At 31.9% G+C, this 16,442-nt stretch carries 16 protein-coding genes and 1 pseudogene; 15 read left to right on the forward strand and 2 right to left on the reverse strand.

Translation table 11 applies throughout. From position 1 onward, the window contains the following. Position 1 precedes the first annotated feature (1 nt). Together feoB and JOD41_RS03585 are read left to right on the forward strand one after the other, a co-directional pair. Positions 2-2,161, forward strand: coding sequence for a ferrous iron transport protein B (feoB, locus tag JOD41_RS03580; RefSeq protein ID WP_205051612.1), 2,160 nt, complete (start codon positions 2-4; stop codon positions 2,159-2,161). After that, the gene (locus JOD41_RS03585) at positions 2,148-2,321 is read left to right on the forward strand and encodes a FeoB-associated Cys-rich membrane protein (RefSeq protein WP_205051613.1); all 174 of its coding nucleotides are present in this window, start codon (positions 2,148-2,150) and stop codon (positions 2,319-2,321) included. Before feoB ends, JOD41_RS03585 begins: the two co-directional genes overlap by 14 nt. A gap of 206 nt (positions 2,322-2,527) precedes the next feature. Here the strand turns inward: JOD41_RS03585 and JOD41_RS09315 are convergent, their stop codons facing one another. Then, a complete protein-coding gene (locus JOD41_RS09315; protein WP_205051778.1) occupies positions 2,528-2,665 on the reverse strand; it encodes a transposase in 138 nt (45 codons plus the stop codon). A gap of 172 nt (positions 2,666-2,837) precedes the next feature. Between JOD41_RS09315 and JOD41_RS03595 the strand changes: the two genes are divergently transcribed. From JOD41_RS03595 to JOD41_RS03640, 10 genes are read left to right on the forward strand one after another with little or no spacing between them, the layout of a single operon-like run. After that, on the forward strand, positions 2,838-3,233 hold the full coding sequence (locus JOD41_RS03595) for a DUF4418 family protein (protein WP_205051614.1): 396 nt from the start codon (positions 2,838-2,840) through the stop codon (positions 3,231-3,233). Then, positions 3,233-3,910, forward strand: a complete 678-nt coding sequence (locus JOD41_RS03600; RefSeq protein WP_005953819.1) for an ABC transporter ATP-binding protein — start codon at positions 3,233-3,235, stop codon at positions 3,908-3,910. Before JOD41_RS03595 ends, JOD41_RS03600 begins: the two co-directional genes overlap by 1 nt. 2 nt (positions 3,911-3,912) lie before the next feature. After that, the gene (locus tag JOD41_RS03605; protein ID WP_205051615.1) at positions 3,913-5,250 is read left to right on the forward strand and encodes an FTR1 family iron permease; all 1,338 of its coding nucleotides are present in this window, start codon (positions 3,913-3,915) and stop codon (positions 5,248-5,250) included. A 9-nt stretch (positions 5,251-5,259) separates the two neighbouring features. Beyond that, positions 5,260-5,925, forward strand: coding sequence for an iron transporter (locus tag JOD41_RS03610; RefSeq protein ID WP_205051616.1), 666 nt, complete (start codon positions 5,260-5,262; stop codon positions 5,923-5,925). Positions 5,926-5,982: 57 nt separating this feature from the next. Then, positions 5,983-7,245, forward strand: coding sequence for a Fe-S-containing protein (locus JOD41_RS03615; protein WP_205051779.1), 1,263 nt, complete (start codon positions 5,983-5,985; stop codon positions 7,243-7,245). Between the two features lie 8 nt (positions 7,246-7,253). Then, positions 7,254-8,537 carry an ABC transporter permease gene (locus tag JOD41_RS03620; protein ID WP_019108509.1) on the forward strand — a complete coding sequence of 428 codons (1,284 nt, stop codon included), beginning with the start codon at positions 7,254-7,256 and terminating at the stop codon, positions 8,535-8,537. Next, a complete protein-coding gene (locus JOD41_RS03625) occupies positions 8,527-9,675 on the forward strand; it encodes an ABC transporter permease (RefSeq protein WP_070700769.1) in 1,149 nt (382 codons plus the stop codon). The genes JOD41_RS03620 and JOD41_RS03625 overlap by 11 nt, the downstream gene beginning before the upstream one ends. 11 nt (positions 9,676-9,686) lie before the next feature. Beyond that, complete coding sequence (locus tag JOD41_RS03630; RefSeq protein WP_205051617.1) at positions 9,687-10,406, forward strand: ABC transporter ATP-binding protein; 720 nt, start codon at positions 9,687-9,689, stop codon at positions 10,404-10,406. Beyond that, positions 10,403-10,828, forward strand: coding sequence for an FMN-binding protein (locus JOD41_RS03635; RefSeq protein ID WP_205051618.1), 426 nt, complete (start codon positions 10,403-10,405; stop codon positions 10,826-10,828). The genes JOD41_RS03630 and JOD41_RS03635 overlap by 4 nt, the downstream gene beginning before the upstream one ends. Further along, positions 10,828-12,030, forward strand: coding sequence for an ABC transporter permease (locus JOD41_RS03640; protein ID WP_205051619.1), 1,203 nt, complete (start codon positions 10,828-10,830; stop codon positions 12,028-12,030). Before JOD41_RS03635 ends, JOD41_RS03640 begins: the two co-directional genes overlap by 1 nt. Before the next feature lie 176 nt (positions 12,031-12,206). On the opposite strand, the pseudogene JOD41_RS09280 reads toward JOD41_RS03640, so the two are convergent. Further along, positions 12,207-12,689, reverse strand: a pseudogene (locus JOD41_RS09280) (ISL3 family transposase). A 502-nt stretch (positions 12,690-13,191) separates the two neighbouring features. Here JOD41_RS09280 and JOD41_RS03655 point away from each other — a divergent pair. From JOD41_RS03655 to JOD41_RS03665, 3 genes are read left to right on the forward strand one after another with little or no spacing between them, the layout of a single operon-like run. Beyond that, the gene (locus tag JOD41_RS03655) at positions 13,192-13,524 is read left to right on the forward strand and encodes a hypothetical protein (protein WP_338046850.1); all 333 of its coding nucleotides are present in this window, start codon (positions 13,192-13,194) and stop codon (positions 13,522-13,524) included. Next, positions 13,517-14,524, forward strand: coding sequence for a V-type ATPase subunit (locus JOD41_RS03660; protein WP_205051621.1), 1,008 nt, complete (start codon positions 13,517-13,519; stop codon positions 14,522-14,524). Before JOD41_RS03655 ends, JOD41_RS03660 begins: the two co-directional genes overlap by 8 nt. Further along, positions 14,505-16,442 (forward strand): V-type ATPase 116kDa subunit family protein, encoded by a 1,938-nt coding sequence (locus JOD41_RS03665; RefSeq protein ID WP_205051622.1) that lies wholly within the window; start codon positions 14,505-14,507, stop codon positions 16,440-16,442. Before JOD41_RS03660 ends, JOD41_RS03665 begins: the two co-directional genes overlap by 20 nt.

Below are 16,442 nucleotides of genomic sequence, written 5' to 3' on the forward strand. Positions count from 1 at the left end.
GATGGCTATTACTATTGCACTTGCTGGAAATCCTAATAGTGGTAAGTCCACTCTTTTCAACAACTTAACTGGTTCAAATCAATATGTTGGTAACTGGCCTGGTGTAACTGTTGAAAAAAAGACTGGCAAGTATAAAAAGGATAAAGATGTTCACTTCACAGATTTGCCAGGCATTTATTCTCTTTCCCCTTACACTTTGGAAGAAGTTGTTTCAAGAGATTATTTGGTAAATGAGAGACCTGATGCAATTATTGATGTTGTGGACGCTACTAATATTGAGAGAAATTTATTTTTGGCGACTCAGCTTGTGGAACTTGGCATTCCTGTTGTCATTGCTCTTAATATGATGGATGTCGTTAGAAAAAATAATGACTTCATAGATATTAAGATGCTAGAGGAAAAGCTTGGCTGCAAGGTTGTTGAGATTTCTGCTTTAAAAAATGAAAACATTGATAAGTTAATTAATGTGGCAAAGGAAGCTGCCCACAAAAAAAATACTCATTATCACGAATTTGACACTGATATTGAAAAATACATCAAGGAAATTGAAAACTTCAGTGTCATAAGAGACAATCCAGCTAAGAGATGGCTTGCTGTTAAATTTTTTGAAGAAGATGAAAAAATAATAAAAGAATTTCCTCTCTATGGAAATGAAAGCAGAAGGCTAGATGAAATTGTTGAAGAAGCTGAAGAAAAATATGACGATGATGGCGAAGGCATAATCACAGATGGAAGATACAATTTTGTGTCTGAAGTAACTAAGGATGCTGTAAAAAAAGGCAGAAAGGGAATGACTACTTCTGACAAAATTGACAGGGTAGTTACTAATAGATTTTTGGCTCTTCCTATTTTTATTGGCATCATCACTTTAGTTTACATTTTGGCAATAAATTATGTTGGCGGACCTGTAACGGACTGGGTAAATGAAAAATTCTTTGGAGAAATTATTGGCGAAAACTTTAGAGGTTTCTTGGAAAATGCTGGAACATCAGAATTTTTGACATCTCTTTTAGTTGATGGAATTATCGGCGGCGTTGGTGCTGTTCTTGGTTTCTTGCCAGTTATTGCTACTTTGTTTTTATTCATAGCAATCCTAGAAGACATTGGATATATGTCAAGAATTGCTTTTATCTTAGATAGAGTTTTCAGAAAATTTGGTTTATCTGGCAAGTCTTTCATTCCGATTTTAATGGGAACTGGCTGTTCAGTGCCTGCCATTATGGGAACGAGGACAATTGAGTCAGATAACGACAGAAGGATGACTATTATGACTGCATCCTTTATGCCTTGCGGTGCCAAGCTAGATGTTATTGCAATGTTTGCTGCTTTCTTAGGTGGCAGCTGGTGGTATGCACCTATTTGGTATTTTGGTGGAATCCTTGCCGTTATTGTATCAGGAATAATTTTAAAGAAGACAAAATATTTTTCAGGAGATCCTGCTCCTTTTGTAATGGAACTTCCTGAGTACCACATGCCAAGTGCTCACAATGTTTTAAAGGCAACTTGGTTTAGATGTAAGGCCTTTGTAGTAAAGGCTGGAACAATAATCCTTCTAGCAACAGTTGCAATTTGGTTCTTGAAGAGCATTTCTGTTACAGGACACTTTATGGACTTCAATGCAGATCCTGAAGATTCAATTCTTGCAGTAATAGGAAAGGCCATTGCACCAGTATTTGCTCCTCTTGGCTTTGGCGATTGGATAGCAAGTGTTGCTACAATTCTTGGACTTGTTGCCAAAGAAATTGTAGTTGGAACCTATGGAGTTCTTGCAGGCATTGGGGAAGTTGGAGCAGAAGATGCTCCAATGGTTGCACTTGTAGCTGAAAGATTTACTACAGCATCAGCCTTTGCCTTTGTTTTCTTCAACCAACTTACAGTTCCTTGCTTTGCAGCAACGGGAGCTATAAAAGAAGAAATGGGTTCAAAGAAATGGTTTGGACTAGCAATAGGTTATCAAATCTTATTCTCCTACACAGTTGCCTTTATGATTTATCAATTTGGCAGATTGCTTGAAGGTGGATCCTTTAACCTAATGACAGCCCTCGCTATAGTAGTTCTATTTATCTATGGTTACTTACTATTTAGAAAAGACAGGTCAAAGCTAAATGAAAGGGATTTTGAAAAGAAAAAGGATGAGGTGGTAAAGTATGAGTCCAATTAATATTTTAGTCGCCCTTGTTATAATTGCTGCAATTGCCCTTGCAGTTAAAAAAGTAATGCACAAGAAAAGCGGATGCGGTTGTGGCTGCCAGTCATGTCACAGCACCTGCTCAGTAAATGAAAAAAAAGGCTCTATGTCAAATAATGGTGAGACTCGTTAACTCGAGTCTCTTTTTTTATGTAAAAATCAATACTTAGACACTAATAAACTATCAAATCTAAAATAAGTAAAAACCATTAAAAATAAGCATAGCAACAAAACCCCTAGGGGTTTTGTGAATTTTCCCGTTTTCCTATCACTACTTACATGCAAACATAATTCTTTTTCTAAATAAATTAAAATTTTTCATACCAAAAAAATTTTTCTTTAAAGTTTTATCTTAGTATGTGTGCCTTCAAGAGGACTATTAGACCAAGTACAGTCAAAAGAATTGCATATTTCATCAAACCACTTATTAAAAGCAGTGACACAAGATCTAAATTCTTTTAAATTTTTTTTAAATATATTCTAAGAAAATCTTGTAAAAATTTAGTAAAATTACAAACTATAATTAAAAATGATAATTAAATGATATTAATTACCAATTTACATTTAATTAATGTAATTTTCAAAAAAATATAAACACGGTTTTATATTACAATGTCATCAATAAAGATAAGTAGAAAGGATAATTAAAATGAGTAGAAAAAAGATTTTAGGATATATTTCTGCTATTATAGGTCTCTTGTTAGTGCTTGCACCAAAATTTATAACACCAGTTTGTCCTCCTATGGAAAATGGGATGTTCATGAAATGCCATTGGATGGGAAATATGACTATGGGTATTGGCGCAGTCATTTTAGTATTAGCAATCATTCTTATGGTAGTTAAAGATTCAAAAATATCTTTAGGATTATCTATTTCAAATATAGCAATTGGTATTTTAGAGATACTAAACGCTCATGTGCTTATTGGTGGATGCATGAAAGCTGATATGGCTTGCAGAGCAAAAACCATTCCACTTTGCACATTGTTGGCAGGCATATTGGTTTTAGTTAATATTTATTATTTTATGAAAGAAAGAAATTCATAATGGAATCAATAATTAAAACTGAAAATTTAAGTAAGAGTTTTAAGAGAGGTTCTAATACACTTTTTGCAGTTAAAAATGTAAACTTTACCTTGGAGGAGGGAGATTTTGTCAATATAATTGGCAGAAGTGGTTCAGGGAAATCAACTTTTTTAAATCTTTTGTCTGGTTTATTAAAGCCGACTGAAGGTAAAATTTTTGCCAAGGGCAAAGATATGAGTGATTTTTCTGATAGAGAAATTAGCAAATATAGGAATGAAGTCATAGGTTTTGTGCCACAAAGTCTAGGAACACTTCCAAATTTAAATGTTTTAGAGAATGTGTCTCTTCCTTATTATCTATTTAAAAGAGATGACTCTGCTTATGAAAAAGCAGCTATGCTTCTTGATGAGATGGGAATTTTGCATTTGAAAGATGATTTTCCTAAAAACTTATCTGGAGGAGAGCTAAAAAGAGTGCTGATAGCCAGATCTATGATTAATTCGCCGGAACTTTTGATTTTAGATGAGCCTACAAGTGATTTGGATAAAAATACTACTATGGAGATAATGGATTTATTAAAAAAAATAAATTCTAAAGGTACTGCACTTATTATAGTTACTCATGAGCTTGATATTTTAAAATATGGCAATACACTTTGCCAAATGGAAGATGGAAGTTTAATAAAAAAAGAGGGATAGAGATGAATTTATTAAAGAAAAGGACTAGCATTTTCGCAATGATAGTAATCATGATTAGCCTCACTTTTATGCCTGCTTTTGCAGCAGAAACAAATTATGGTAACTGGGTTGAAGTCGCTGATGCTATGTCAGAACATTTACAAAAAGCTGTGGAAGTTTACAAGCCTGGAGATAAGGATGCTAAAAAAGCAGCCACAGATGCAGTTAATGTAGCTTACTTTAAATTCTATGAAAAAATTGGATTTGAAAAAACAACTATGTCTGCAATTTCAGGTCAAAGGGGTTCAATGGTTGAACATCAATTTTACAGAGCAAAAAATTCTATCAAAGAAGATGCAGACCCAAAAGAAGTTAAAGATGAAATTGATTCACTTATAACTTATCTTCATGAAGATGCTCATACTCTTGATGGAACCTCTGGAGATTCTAAGTCCAGTGGTCAAAGTCAAGAAGATGCAAACAGCCTTTCAACAGGTCAATTGTTGGGAGAGCTGCTAAAAAGATTTGGAACATTTTTTGCAGTTCTTGGACTTACACTTCGTGAAGGACTTGAAGCCATTTTAGTTGTAGCTGCCATTGCTGCATATTTATCAAAGACTAATAATAGAATTTATTTAAAAGGTGTATATATTGGAGCCTTGCTAGGCATTGTTTTTTCAGTAGTCCTAGCTGGAGTATTTAATATCGTCGCCAATACAGTGGGAGAAGTTGAGTCTGGAATGGGACAAGAAATATTCGAAGGAATTGCGATGTTTCTTGCTGTTATCGTACTATTTTATGTATCCAATTGGATGCTTTCTAAATCTGAAGTCGAAGTTTGGAATAGATACATTAAAAACAAAGTTGAGCAATCTGTTTCCAAGGGTAATTATTTTGCCTTATCTTTCACTTCATTCCTAGCAGTAGCAAGAGAGGGTGCAGAACTTATTTTGTTTTTCCAAGGTATGAGAACAGGCATTTCTGAAAATCCAATGCATATGTGGATTGGACTTTTAGTTGCCGCCATAATACTTGCAATTGTATATTATTTAATTGCTAAAGTTTCTGTAAGGCTACCATTAAAACCATTCTTTACATTTACTTCTTGGCTAATGTTTATACTTTGCTTGTCTTTCTTAGGAAAGGGCATAGGAGAATTACAAGAAGCAGATGTAATTGGCAGAACCATAGTTCCTTGGATGAATGGATGGTCTGCTGAAGCTATAGGTATATACGATAGGTATGAAAATCTTATTCCACAAATTATTCTATTAGTAGTAACCATTGTTTCTGTTATCTATCAAAATAATAGAAACAAAAAAATTAGAGCTGAGCTTGAAGCTAGCCAAGAAAAAAAATAGGAGGGTATCATGTTAAAAAAGAAAAGTTTATTTCTTGTTGTTATGACGCTTGTGTGTGCATTAATGTTTACAGCTTGTGGTAAAAAAGAAGATACAAAAGCTAATAATACAGCTAAAACTTCTACAGAAGAAAAAACACCAGCTGAAGGAAACAAGAAAGAAGCAGGAGATGCAAAAGCTGCAGCTCCAGGAGAAGATGCAGGATTTGAAGAATTTCCAATTGGCGATGACCAAACTAAAGGACCTTTAGTAATCTCTGGTGTATATTTCCAACCAGTTGATATGGAACCAGCAGGAAACTCAATTCCTAAAGAAGAAGCTGACTGCCATATTGAAGCTGACATTACAGCATCACAAGAAGGTTCAACATTAGGTTATGGTGTTGGTGATTTTGTTCCATGGTTAAAAGTAAAAGCTTATTTACAAAAGAAAGGTTCAGACCATGTTCAAGAAGTAGCTTTCATGCCAATGAACGCATCTGATGGTCCACACTATGGTGCAAATGTTAAATTTGACGAAGGTGTTGGTGTTTATGATGTAAAATTCGAAGTAGCTGCACCAGGTAATGACTACTTACTACACGTAGATAAAGAAACTGGTGTAACAGGTAGATTCTGGACAGAACCACTTGTTGCAGAATGGACTGACTTCGAATGGAACGGACCACAATGGTAAAATTTTGAAAATTTTTAATATTTTGAAGGGGAATTCATGTTCCCCTTATATGCATTTATGGGGGGTGAAATTATTTTAAAAATTTTTATTAAAGTTATGGAGGCGGGGATAGCCTTTTCTCTAATGATTTCTTTAATACTTGCCTATTATACAACTAAAGAGAGCAAATATAAAAAGTATGTTATTATAATTTCTTTAGTTTTAGGGGTAATTGCAGCAATTGTTTCAATAATTATAAGAAATATACCTAATTTTATTAATAGAACAGAATTGAATTTCTGGTCTATGGTACCCATAGTTATCTCAGTATTTTTAATATTAATTTTTATGATATTTGAAGATAAGATAAATGCTAAAATTTATGATAATTTCATTTCAGCATCGGTTGTTGTTTATCTTGTAGGAATTTGTTTTTATTATTTACCTTATGTATTTAACCAATCAAACAAATTTGTATATTATGGCGAAAGTGCTGTTTCAACTATTGTACTTTTTAGGATTTTAGGCTTTGTTTTTGGGATAATCATGATGATTTTATCAGGACTTGCCATATATAAGTCTTCAGTTAAACTTGAAGGTAAAAACTTAAAGATTATTGTTTTTTTGAGCTTGATATGTTCAGGTATAAGCCAATTTAATATCATAATTCAAAGGTTTTATTCTAAAGGGATTATTCCTAGAAATGTTAACTTTTTTAGAGTTATTGCATTTATAGCTAATCACGAAAATGTGTTTTTATTTGCAACAATGTTAATTATGATAGCTATTCCAGTAATTTTATATAAGCAAAATATTAAAGTTAATGAAGATTATAGCAATAGGGCTCAGTTAAGAAAAATAAAGTATAGAATGAAGAATAAAAGACATTGGGCAATTTTTTTCCTTGTCGTTCTATTTATTAATACTTTTTCATTAACGGTTGGAAAGGCATATGCTAATAAGGAACAAGCCCTTTCACCACCTGAAGATTATCAAACTGAAAATGGAATGATTGTTATTCCTTTAAGTAGCTTAGAAGATATGCATTTGCACAGATATTTGTATAAGGCAAAGGATGGTGCACAAATGAGATTTTTCTGCATTAAAAAATCAGAAGGTTCCTATGGAGTTGTACTTGATGCCTGCGAGATATGTGGTCCATCTGGATATTTTGAAAGAGGCGATGATGTTATTTGTAAGTTGTGCGACGTTGTAATGAATAGGGGTACAATAGGTTTTAAGGGTGGATGTAACCCGATACCTTTCCCATACATTGTCCATGATAAAAAGATAAAGATTGCGCCAAAAGATCTTGACGCATTGTCTTATGTATTTAAGTAGGAGGGCTTATGTTTTGGAGAATAGTTAAAGGAGCGCTTTTTAGACAAAAGGGAAAGATGGCTCTTATTGCATTTACAGTTGCCCTTGGAGCTTCTCTTGCCACTTCAATGTTAAATACCATGCTCGGTGTTGGAGATAAAGTTAATCAAGAATTAAAGACCTATGGAGCAAATATTAATGTATTGCCTAAGGAAGCTTCCCTTCTTGATGATTTGTATGGCATGCAAGAAAAAGAGGGGCAGGTTCAAAAATATTTAAAGGAATCAGAACTTCCTAACATTAAAACTATTTTTTGGGCTTACAATATTGTAGACTATACGCCATATCTTAACACTTGGGTTTCTTGTAATAATGATTCTAAACATACTAAGATGGTAGGAACATGGTTTAATAATCATATGGATTTGCCTACTGGAGAATCAGTTGATACTGGTATGATTAGACTTAAAAACTGGTGGGAAGTTCAAGGCGAGTGGTTATCAGAAAATGATAGCGATTCAGTTATGCTTGGAAAGATTTTTGCAGACAGAAATGGATTTAAAGTTGGTGATGAAATCCAACTAAAAAGCAATAATTTAGACAAAAAATTAAAAGTTAAAGGTATTTTCTCATCAGGTTCTGATGAAGATGCATTTATATATGCTACTTTAAAAACAGCACAAGAGTTTGCTGGAGTTACTGGAGTTGTAAATAAAGTTGAAGTATCAGCTCTTACTACACCAGACAATGACTTAGCAAGAAAGGCTGCCAAAAACCCACTATCTTTAACTATTAAGGAATGGGAAGTATGGTATTGTACAGCTTATGTTTCTGCTATTTGTTATCAAATAACAGAAGTAATGACTGATTCTGTAGCTAAGCCAATTCGCCAAGTTGCAGAAAGTGAAGGAGATATTTTAAATAAGACTACTCTTCTTATGGTTTTAATTACAGTATTAACTTTGATTGGTTCAGGCTTTGGTATTTCTAATCTTATTACAGCATCTGTAATGGAAAGATCTAATGAAATTGGACTTCAAAAAGCTATAGGGGCGTCAAATGGAAGGATAATTTCCATAATTCTTGTGGAAATAATTTTGACAGCGATATTTGGAACAGTTATAGGTTACGGTGTTGGTCTGCTACTTACTCAGATTATTGGTCTAACAGTTTTTGGTTCAGCAATAGCTCCAACAGCTATGGTAGTTCCTATTGTAGCAATACTTATTATTCTTGTTACAATTTTGGGTTCAATACCAGCTATAAGATACCTTTTGAATTTAAATCCAACGGAGGTACTACATGGCAGATAAACAAAGTAAAAATAAATTTTATTTAAAAATGATAATGACTTCCTTGGCAAGGAGACGTGCAAGAATGTTAACAGCACTACTTGCTATAGCTATGGGAGCAACAATTATTTCAGGACTTGTTACTATTTACTATGATATTCCTAGACAAATGGGTAAGGAGTTTAGGTCTTATGGTGCAAATATGTTGGTAATTCCAACTAACCCTGATAAAAAAATTACCAATGAACAGTTAGATGAAATTAAATCGTTAATTCCATCAGGAAAGCTTGTCGGTCAGGCACCCTATATTTATACAAATGCAAAAATTAATGAACAACCTTATATGCTTGCAGGTACAGATTTAAAGGGAGCGAAAGAAAATTCTCCATACTGGCTTATTGATGGTTCATGGCCTGAAAAACCTAGAGAAGTTTTAATAGGTAATGAAGTTTCAAAGGCTTTGGAATTAAAAGAGGGAGATAAAATTATTATAAATACTCCCAAAGTTAATGGAGAAGGTTCTATAGATACTAATTTTGTTGTTTCAGGAGTTGTAACAACAGGTGGTAAAGAAGAAGAACTTATTTTTATGGGTATTGATGATATTTCACAGCTTGTTAAAGACAAAAATTATGATGTCGTAGAATATTCAGTAGAAGCTGAACAAAATGAACTTTCAAAAATAGTATCAAATATTTCACAAAAGGATGGATCTCTAACTCCACAAATGGTAAAAAGAGTTACCGCCTCACAGGATATAGTTTTGAATAAATTACAAGCTCTTGTCTTCATTGTAACTATAATAGTATTATTCATAATGATGATATGTGTATCCACAACAATGATGGCAGTTGTAACTGAAAGGCGTAAAGAAATAGGTCTTAAGAAAGCTTTGGGCGCCACAAATTCGTCAGTAATTGTTGACTTTTTAGGTGAAGGAGCATTTTTGGGGGTTTTTGGTGGACTTTTAGGTGTTGCATTAGGATATATATTTGCCAATAGAGTAAGTATTTCGGTATTTGCTAGAAAGGTAAGTTTCTTGCCTCTTTTAGTACCTATGACAATTATTGTCTGTATAGTAATAACTATAGTTGCATCTTTAATACCAGTATCTAAAACTGTTGATATTGATCCAGCTTTAGTGCTTCGTGGAGAATAGAAAGGAATTTTATGGATATATTAAAACTCGTAGATGTTTCAAAAATTTATGGTGAACTTAAAGCCCTTGACAAAATCAATTTAAGTGTAGAAAAGGGCGAATGGATTTCTATAATGGGTCCATCAGGTTCTGGTAAAACAACAATGATGAATATTATTGGTGCCATGGATAAACCTTCATTTGGCGAAGTTATTTTGGATGGTGAAGATATAGCAAAAAAATCACCTAAGGAACTAACAGTTATTAGAAGGGATAAGATAGGACTTATTTTCCAACAATTTCATTTAGTTAATTATTTAAGTGCTTTGGAAAATGTAATGATGTCACAATATTATCATTCTATGCCAGATGCACAAGAAGCAATGGAAGCTTTGGCTGCAGTAGGTCTTGCTGATAGAGCCAAGCACTTACCCAACCAATTATCAGGTGGGGAACAACAAAGAGTATGTATAGCTAGAGCTCTTATTAATCATCCTGCTATACTTTTAGCTGATGAACCTACGGGAAATTTGGATGAAAAGAATGAATATATAGTTCTTGACATATTTGAAAAACTTCACAATGCAGGTTCAACAATTATTGTTGTAACTCACGACCCTGAAGTTGGTGAAGAATCTGAAAGAATGATAACTCTTGAACATGGTAAGATTACAAAAGAAGAAAAAATGAAAAGAAAAAGACCTGTTCTTGATTCTACAATAAAAGACGAAAAACTTAAGGAGTTTATATGAGAAAAATTTTAAATGCATTAATAATTTTATCTTTGGGGCTTGTCCTAGTTGCTTGTGGAGGAGATAAAAAAGAAGAAGCTCCAAGCGTAAGCTATAAGGACGGCACATATCATGGAGAATCTGTCAAAGATGAAAGAGGCGGACTTGTAAAGGTGGATATAAGTGTTAAAGACAATAAGATTGAATCTTGCACAATGCAAAACATTGATGGAGATGGAAAAGAAAAAGATGAATCTTATGGTCAAAGCCAAAATGAAGGACTATATAAGATTGCCCAACAAGCTATAAATCTTGCAAAGTCATACCCAGATAGATTAGTGGAAAAAGGAAGTCCTGAAGGAGTGGACGTTATTTCGGGAGCAACACAAACCTACAAGCAATTTATAGAAGCTTGCAACAATGCTCTTGCTGATGCAAAATAATGAAAGATTTATACACAGTTAATTTAGCAAAAAAGAATATAGAAAATAAAAAGGCAAGGTCAATTACCTTGATTTTACTTGTAGGAATTTTAACTTTTATTTTATTCATGTCTTCGTTTATAATTTTTTCTCTTAAAAACGGCATGAAATCTCTATCAGATAGGATGGGAGCAGACATTATAGTAGTCCCAGAAGGTTATGATTCCAAAATTACAGGTGCAATATTAAGGGGAGAACCTAATACATTCTTTTTTGACAAGGATATATTAAATAGAGTAAAAAAAATACCAGGAGTTGAAAAAGCCTGTGGTCAAGTTTATCTAGCGACACTTTCTGCTGGATGCTGCTCTTTTCCCATTCAAGTTATAGGAATTGACTTTTCTGATGACTTTAGCGTTAAACCATGGCTTGAAAAACAGATCAAATCTCCAATTAAAGCTGGACAAGTTGTTGTAGGCGCTAATATTGTGGGGACTATTAATCATAAGGTTAAATTTTTTAATCAAGAATTTGAGATAAGAGGTAGGCTAGCAAAAACTGGCATGGGCTTTGATAATTCTGTTTTTATGACAATAGAAGAAACTCATAGATTAGCTAAGGAATATGAAAAGATTATTAATCATCCAGTGGCAAAAAAAGATGATATATCTTCTATTTTAGTAAAAGTTGAAAAAAACAAAGATCCAAAAACAATTCAAAAACTTATTAAAGAAGAATTTAAAAAAGAAAAAGTGTATCCTTTATTGCCAAGAAAAATAATGACACAAGTTTCAGATTCAGCAAAAAACATGCTTGTATATGTATATATATTGATAGCTTTGATTTGGATACTAGCTTTCTTTATTTTAAGTCTTGTAAATACCTTATCAGTTAAGGAAAGGAAAAGAGAATTTGCAACCATAAGGATATTAGGAGCAACAAAGAAAAAACTTAGTGAAATAGTTCTTAGTGAATCCATACTGATTAATGGAACAGGGGCAGTAATAGGTTCTGTGCTTTCCTTTGTTTTAAGTATAACTTTCAATAATGTATTTTCATCACTTTTGAATATGCCTTTTTTAAGACCAAATATATTCCTTATGCTTTTAATGTTAATAATAGTAATAATTTTAGGAACCTTATTAGGACCAATATCTTCAATTATTGCTATTAATAAAATGAATAAAGAAGAATTATTGTTGATGCAAAGAGATAATGATTAAAATAGGCTCTTTGTCAAATTTTGGGGAGACTCCTTAACTCGAGTCTCTCTTTTCATTTAAAAATAAATACTTAGACGCTAATAGAATATCAAAACTAAAATAAGTAAAAACTATTAAAAATAAACATAGCAAACAAAACCCCTAGGTTTTTGTAAAATTTTCCAATTTTCCTATCCCTACTTACAAGCAAACATAATTATTTTTCTAAACAAATTAAAATTTTTCATACCAAAACAATTTCTCTTTAAAGTCTTTATCTTAGTATGAGTGCCTTCAAGAGGACCATTAGACCAAGGATAATCAAAAGAGTTACATATTTCATCAAAGCAGTTATTAAAAGCAGTTATACAAGATTTAAATTCTTTTAAATTAGATTCCTCAGCTCATTTTATCCATTCTCTTAAAGATTTAGTGGCTCTAATTCTATTGGGTTGAGTAAGAACATATTGGTACCCACAGGGCACACAGTAAAACAGTTCCTTTAACCTATATGCCAATTTTAAATCTTCACTAATATCAAGCATTAAAGAAACATCTTCAGCTTGTTCAGAGCTTAGCTTAGTAGCAGGTTTTGTAAGTAGGCTCCTACTTCTCTTATTATTAAGAGAAGGTGAAATTATGGCTAATATAATAGTTGGAGCAGTAGTTATAGTTTTGATAGCTTTCGCTATAAAAAAAGTTATAAAAAGTAAGGGATCTTGTGATTGAGGTTGCGACGCTTGTCACGGCTCATGCCCAACAGAAAACTTACACAAATAAAAAATATAGAAGGGATGTCTTTTTGAAGGCATGCCTTTTTTTATGCATCAAAAGTTTAAAGTCCTTGCAGTAATAATTTTTTTATAAAAGAGCCATAATTTTTTATTTTTTTTGAAAAAGCAAGTTCTTTATTTAAGCTTAGCCTAAAAACACTTTGGACTTTAAAAGCTCATTATTACAAAAACTAAAGCACAAAAACTTAAAAAATTGAGCTTTTTTTTAAGAAAGTTTTTAATTTAAAATCATTAGAAATTATTTATAAATAATTTTTTCGCATTGCAAAAAATTTCTTCATCATGTGAAATGTGAAAAATGTGTGAAATTTTTAAAAGTGAAATAATTCCCTTGAATTAGATTTTCAAAGTAATATAATGAGAAATGCACAAGGAAATAAAAAGAGTGGTGATATTTTTGAAAGAAAGTATAGATAGTATTTTAGCAATAGATAAAAAAACTAGAGATCTTGTCGATGATACTGAAAAAGAAATCGAAAGTATAAAAAAAGACTTGAGAGAAAAGTTGACTGATATTGAAAATGAATCAATTGAAAGATCTAAAGCTATTGGAAAAGAAAAAAGCGAAGAAATTTTAAAGGATTTTGAAAAAAAAGCTGATGATTTGAGAAAAGATAATGAAAAAAATCTCAAGGAAATCGAACAATTTTATAATGAGAATTCTGATAAGCTTATAAAAAATGCTTTTGATATGGTGATTGGAAGGAAATCAAATGTTTGACGGTCTAAAGGCTTTAAATGCTAAGATTTCAAAAATCTATTCTGAATTTTTAGTATATGAAGATTTTGAAAAGATGGCAGAAGGCGATGATGTTAGGTTTTGCCTTTCCTATCTAAAAGAAAAGAAATTTCCAAATATTGATTCTTTTTCAGACATTTATGAAATAGAAGAATTTTTGGAACAATATAGGAGAAGTGAAATTACTAAACTTCGTGGTTTTTTACCTCTCAGATATTCAGATTTTTTAAAGGCATATTTAGAGAGGATAAATATTGAAAAAATCATAAAAATTTTAAGAGCTTTGAGGATGAATAAGGAACCCAAGGTCGAAAATCTTATTATTGGAAGTAATAAAATAAATTTTAAAGATGAAAGCTTTGAGTCCTTTATAGAAAATTTAAAGGGCACACATTATTATGATTATATTAAAAATTACAAGTCATCACAGGATGAGGATGCTCTTTTTTCTATAGAGATGAATTTGGAAAAGTTCTATTACAGAAATTTAGTGGAGTCAATTAAATCTCTTCCTAAAAAAGATGTTGATGGGTTTAAGGAAATCTTTGGTGTAAACATTGATTTATTAAATATTATCTGGATATATAGGGCTAAGAAATATTATAATATTTCACCAGAAGAAATTTTTAACTTTACTATTTTTGGTGGAAATTATAATTCAGAAAGTCTTCTTAAACTTTCCTATTTAGAAGAAAGTGAATTTGAAGAAAATATTAAAAATTCTAAGTATGCAGTGCTTTTCTCAGCTGGAAGAGTTATTAGAACTGGTAGAACTGCTAAAAAGACAATGTATTCCATTGCCAAGAAAAACTTTAGGAGGACTGATGGTATTGGAAAATTCATGAGTTTTTTGGTTCTTCTTGATTATGAGATAGCAAATATTGAGAGAATGTTGGAAGCTACTAGATTTGGTCTTAATAAAGATGAAAAGTTAAAATATATGATTATTGATAGAGAGGGAAGTGAACAAGTTGGCCGTTGAAAAAATGAAAATCGCTAATATTATCGGAAATATTGACGATATGGATTCTGTAATTCTTGATATTTTAAATTTAAAATGTATGCAATTTATGTCTGCAGAAACCAATATGGCGGATAATAAATTTACATTTAGTTTGGACAATGAAGAGAATTTAGAGAGAAATCTTGAACTCAACTATATTTCACCTATTGAAGAAGATGAGTCTCATAAATCTTCTGCTAAAGAAGCTGCTGAAATTATGAAGTTTATGGGAATTGACAAGATTGAAGATTCTTATTTTGAAAAGGTAAATGTAGATGAAGATATTGATGCTTTTATAAAAAATATTAGCGAAAAAATAAATGAATATGATAGGACTAAAGAAAATTTAAAAATCCTTGATACTTTAAAGGAAAATTATGAACTTTTCAAGAATGTTGATATTGATTTAAAGGATATAGCTGAATTAAAATATTTTAACTCTAGGTTTGGTTTTTTGGATAAAGATGCTAGACAAAGATTAAAGAAAAATTATGGCAATATTCTTGCTATGATTTATCATACAGGTACTGTAGATAATAGAGAACTATTTCTTGTAATTTATCCTAAGGAAACTGAAAATGATGTTGACAGACTTTTAAAAAGTTTAAACTTTACAGAAGTTGAGCTTCTTGGAGAGGATGTAGAGGGTACAGCAAATTTAATTTACAAGAACCTTGAAGAAGAAGAGGAAAATGTAAAGAGAAAGATTTTTGAAATTGAAGAATATAAGAAAAATCTTTTGGAAAGTAGATATGAGGAATTAAAAACAACTCTTGCTCACATGCTTAGCTACGAAGAAATTGAAAAAGCTAAGAAATATATGCTTAAATCAAATAAGTATTTTTATCTTTCAGGTTGGGTTGGCGACTCTGATAAGAAGAAGTTGGAGGATAAATTATCTAAATACAAAGATATTGATGTTGAATATTTTGATCCTAAAAGTGAAAATATAAAGCCTCCTACAAAGTTAAAAAACGCAAATTTTTTCAAGCCCTTTGAGCTACTAATAAATATGTATGGTACACCAAATTACGGTGAATTTGATCCAACTGTAATTTTTGGTATAACATATATGATTCTTTTTGGAGCAATGTTTGGCGACTTAGGTCAAGGGGCTGTATTTGCAATTGCCGGACTAATGTTAAAAAAGAAAAACAAGGATTTTGGTGGTCTTCTTCTTAGAATGGGCGCATCATCAATGTTTTTTGGACTCATGTATGGATCGGTTTTTGGTAGCGAAGAAATTATTCCTGCAATATGGTTTAGACCTTTTGAAAATATAAATGATACTCTTGTAATTGCAATATACTTTGGCATTATTTTACTTGCCCTTGCTTATGGTATTGGTGTTTACAATAGATTAAAGAGTGGAAGACCTGATGAGGCTTTCTTCTCTAAGGAAGGTTTTTTAGGAGTCCTAATTTTTGTGGCGATGATTAATATTGGAATGTCAGTAATGGGAGCTAAATCTTTAATTCCTATGAATATTTCCTTTATTATCTTAGTGGTAAGTTTAGTAATCATGCTACTAAAAAGACCTATTCTTAAAGTTTTATTTAAGAAAGAGGAAGAAGGTAGCGCCTCAGATTATTATATTGAGTCATCTTTTGGCTTATTAGAGGCTCTATTATCAACTATGTCTTCAATTATATCTTTTATAAGGGTTGGTGCCTTTGCAATAAACCACGTTGGTTTATTTTTGGCATTTAAGACACTTGGAGAAATGGTTGGTTCAAGTGGCGGAAATATTGCAGTTTTAATTTTTGGCAATATTTTAATTTTGGGACTAGAAGGTCTAATTGTATTTATTCAATCTCTAAGACTTGAATATTACGAAATGTTTAGCAAGTATTATAGTGGTGACGGCGTACTTTTTGAAGCCGATAAAATTTATTAA

Source organism: Peptoniphilus gorbachii (assembly GCF_016908115.1).
In the GTDB taxonomy this organism is placed as follows: Bacteria; Bacillota; Clostridia; order Tissierellales; family Peptoniphilaceae; genus Peptoniphilus_A; species Peptoniphilus_A gorbachii.

Excerpts from the sequence above, each read along its gene's own strand:
- feoB (WP_205051612.1), top strand. The coding sequence starts at position 2 with ATGGCTATTACTATTGCACTTGCTGGAAATCCTAATAGTGGTAAGTCC.
- JOD41_RS03585 (WP_205051613.1), top strand. The coding sequence starts at position 2,148 with ATGAGTCCAATTAATATTTTAGTCGCCCTTGTTATAATTGCTGCAATT.
- JOD41_RS03595 (WP_205051614.1), top strand. The coding sequence starts at position 2,838 with ATGAGTAGAAAAAAGATTTTAGGATATATTTCTGCTATTATAGGTCTC.
- JOD41_RS03600 (WP_005953819.1), top strand. The coding sequence starts at position 3,233 with ATGGAATCAATAATTAAAACTGAAAATTTAAGTAAGAGTTTTAAGAGA.
- JOD41_RS03605 (WP_205051615.1), top strand. The coding sequence starts at position 3,913 with ATGAATTTATTAAAGAAAAGGACTAGCATTTTCGCAATGATAGTAATC.
- JOD41_RS03610 (WP_205051616.1), top strand. The coding sequence starts at position 5,260 with ATGTTAAAAAAGAAAAGTTTATTTCTTGTTGTTATGACGCTTGTGTGT.
- JOD41_RS03615 (WP_205051779.1), top strand. The coding sequence starts at position 5,983 with ATGGGGGGTGAAATTATTTTAAAAATTTTTATTAAAGTTATGGAGGCG.
- JOD41_RS03620 (WP_019108509.1), top strand. The coding sequence starts at position 7,254 with ATGTTTTGGAGAATAGTTAAAGGAGCGCTTTTTAGACAAAAGGGAAAG.
- JOD41_RS03625 (WP_070700769.1), top strand. The coding sequence starts at position 8,527 with ATGGCAGATAAACAAAGTAAAAATAAATTTTATTTAAAAATGATAATG.
- JOD41_RS03630 (WP_205051617.1), top strand. The coding sequence starts at position 9,687 with ATGGATATATTAAAACTCGTAGATGTTTCAAAAATTTATGGTGAACTT.
- JOD41_RS03635 (WP_205051618.1), top strand. The coding sequence starts at position 10,403 with ATGAGAAAAATTTTAAATGCATTAATAATTTTATCTTTGGGGCTTGTC.
- JOD41_RS03640 (WP_205051619.1), top strand. The coding sequence starts at position 10,828 with ATGAAAGATTTATACACAGTTAATTTAGCAAAAAAGAATATAGAAAAT.
- JOD41_RS03660 (WP_205051621.1), top strand. The coding sequence starts at position 13,517 with ATGTTTGACGGTCTAAAGGCTTTAAATGCTAAGATTTCAAAAATCTAT.